Annotated in this window: 2 protein-coding genes; both read right to left on the bottom strand. The window is 73.0% G+C overall.

Going from position 1 to position 3072, the window contains the following annotated elements:
• Nucleotides 1–960 (bottom strand): hypothetical protein (locus DW309_RS12980; RefSeq protein ID WP_136045619.1); only part of this gene is annotated, 960 nt, incomplete at its 3' end.
• Nucleotides 961–995: 35 nt separating this feature from the next.
• On the bottom strand, nucleotides 996–3072 hold a 2077-nt coding region (locus DW309_RS12975), incomplete at its 5' end, for a peptidase C14 (RefSeq protein ID WP_205812762.1).

The raw sequence follows: 3072 nt of genomic DNA, 5'->3' as shown, positions 1-3072 counted from the left end.
CTGACGCTGGACGGTGTGGTCGACCGGCCGCCCCGTCCAGATCGCGAGCGGCGCGCCCGACTCGACCACACCGTCCAGCGTCAGCTCCTCGCCCGGCAGCGGCAGGGCGTCGAGCGCGGCGAGGACCGCGTGTCCGAGCGAGCGTCCGTGCCGGTCGGCCACGGTCACGTCTCCCGTGTACTGCTCGCGCGGGGCCAGCTCGCCCGATGCCCCCTGCACGAACAGGCACGGCTCACCGGTCGCGGTCTCGACGATCTCGCGCATCGCCCCGACGTAGTCCGGCGACACCTCGCGGCTCTGCCAGGCGAGCGTGGTCGGGTGGCAGGCGTAGTTCACCAGGGTCGCCCGCACCCGGCCGTCGACGCTGATGCGACCGATGGTCACGGTGTCATCGGCGGTGCCCAGCGGGTTGTAGCCCACGAGCGCCCGTCCGTCGAGGTCGAGCTCCCGTTCCGCGGCGAGGGTGCAGGTGCCCGTGGTCCACTCGATCATTCCGGGGCGGGCGCCGTCGAGCGCTTCCCGTCCGGCGGCGACCCCGGCGGCGGACAGCGCCTCCAGGTAGCCGGGGATGAGCTCGCCCCCGGGCAGGTGCGCGTCGGCGGCGCACAGCACCGCGCCGGCGTGCGTGTGCGACAGCGACAGCATGAGCTGGTCGGGTTCCAGGCCGAGACCGTCGAGGATCGCGCCGCGCACCCCCTGCTCGTCGGCGACCCGGCGCCACCAGGTGCCATCGACCGCGAGCAGCACGCGGGGGCGCTCGTCGGCCCCGATCACCGCGAGCGCGGTCAGCTCGAACGGGCGATGCGCCCCCTCGGAGCGCTCCCAGTCGGCGGGGCCCCAGTTCTTGGCGCGGATGCCCACCGGGGGCGTGATGTCGCGCCGGGTCACACCGATGCGGGCGCGCGTGCGCGGAACGCGGATGCGGTCGCCGAGGCGCGTGGCAGCTGCCGTGTCGTTCACTCCAGGTCCTCCCTGTCGTCCATCATGGCCGCCGCTCACACGCTCAGCACGTCGGCGATCAGCACCCGGTCCCCGGCCTCGGGCACCGTGGTCTCGACCCCGCGCTCCACGGAGTCGCTGTAGAGCAGCGTGGACGGCTCTGCGAACCCGTCGGCCAGCCGCAACCGCCCCCCGACGAACTGGGAGCCGGTGATGCGCGCATGATTCACGCCCGCGCCGATGTCGGCGTGCGCCGCACCGTTCGCGACCGTCGAGGTCACGCCGCTCAGACGCCAGGTGACGACGCCGTCGCCGGCCGCCCGCGACAGCAGGGCGACGTCGGCCCGCTCGGTGCCGAGCTCCACGCCCTCCACGGCGATGAGCTGGTCGCGCACGGCGGTCGCCGACAGCAGCACGTCGCGCACGGTGCCACCGCGGATCGTGACCCGCGGCGCGCCGAGCTCGAACGGCGCGCCGGAGGCCGGGCCGCTCAGCCGGCAGTCGACGAACTCGACCGGTCCCGAACCGCGGGCCTTGGTCCCGTCGATGCCGCCGATGGTGCAGCGCACGAAGCTGACCGGGACCGTGACGGGCGTCTGCACGAGCACCTGGTCCTTCGGCAGCGCGAACGTGGAGTCCTCGATGGTCGTCGGCCGCGAGGACCGTGCCGACCGCTGCCCGATCGCCAGCAGCCCGGCGGTGCAGCCGCGCACCTGGGCCCCGTCGGCGTTGATGGTCATGGTCGCCTGCGGGTCGAACGTGGAGCGGCCGATCACCCGCACGTTCTCGAGCGTCAGGTCGCTGATCTTCGTGCCCGCGACGAACCACGAGCACACGTGGTCGCGCACCGTGATGCGCTTGGCGGCCGTGCCCCACTGCGCCCCGGAGTTGGCGATGTCCATCAGCCCGGAGTTGCCGATGAAGGTGAGGTCGTGCTCGTACTGGCCGTGCGTCGTGAACGGGTTGCCGCCCTGGTCGTCGCCGTCGCCGTGACAGTTCTCGACGATGCAGTACGCGCTCGCGGTGAGGTCGTTCAGGTGTCGCGCGTTCGACGACGTGCAGTCGGCGACCCGCCCGTAGAGGCTGTAGATCTGCTGCGTGAGGTACCCCGCACCGCCGTAGAACACGGTGGGCGGGTTCTCGACCGAGCAGCGCTCGGTGGTGAAGTGGGTGTTCCACCGCCGCATGATCACGGGCCACCAGGTGCGGCTGGCGTGCACGTCGGCGACGTCGCAGTGGACGGCGTACTCGAAGGCGATCGGGTGCGACCCTGTGCGCTCGCGCGGATCGGGGAAGGACCCGTCGGTGGGTCCGTCGAACGGTCCCGCGCCGAGGAACCGCATGTTCGCGATGCGCACCCCGACGACCGGCTCCATCCGGCGCCAGGTGAGCCGGCGACCGGTGTCGAGCGGCCACCCGTTGAGGTAGTCGACGCGGATGTGCGTGGCGTCGAGCTGCTGCGTCACCTGCACGAACCGCTGCAGCTCGCGCTCGTCCCGCCCGCCACCGGCGACCTCGTCGCACTGCACCGCCCACCAGGTGTCGACGGCGAACGGGGTGGCGTCGGGCACCGCGACCGCGTCGGTCAGCTCCGCCCACGGCTCGGTCAGCCGGTGCTCGACGACCACGTCTGCCGCCACCCCGGTGAAGAACATGACCGCGCCGAACGGGTTGTCGGCGGTGTTCGGCTCGATCCCCTCCGTGGTGACCAGGTGCCCGCCGAAGTCGATCTCGATGTGCGAGCGGGTGAAGACGTGCCGCCGCTGGAACAGCAGGTCGGTCTGCGCCTCGATGCGCCGGACGGCGGGGTCGTTCACCAGCGCGTCGAGCGCGTCGTCGGCCGCCGTCTCGGGTCCGGTGATGCCGAAGACCCGGAAGTCGACCGTGCCGTCGTGGAGCAGCACCCACTTGGTGTGGCGCTTGCCGGCGACGACCGTGCCGCCGTTGACCGCGGTGTCGGCCTCACCGGCCCCCACGTACACGAGCAGGCCGGCGTCGCCGGGCGCGTGATACCCGGCGACGATCGCCAGCTCGCCCTCACGCGCCCGCAGCCCGGCCAGGTCGGCGACGGTCTCCGCCCTCGTGACGTCTTTCGAGCCCGCCGCGACGGGGGCCGCCTGCGCGGACGACGCG

It is taken from the genome of Microbacterium sp. K41, from assembly GCF_004794395.1.
Lineage (GTDB): Bacteria > Actinomycetota > Actinomycetes > Actinomycetales > Microbacteriaceae > Microbacterium > Microbacterium sufflavum.
The sequence above is the reverse complement of the archived record's forward strand: the minus strand, read 5'-3'. Positions and strand labels throughout refer to the sequence as shown.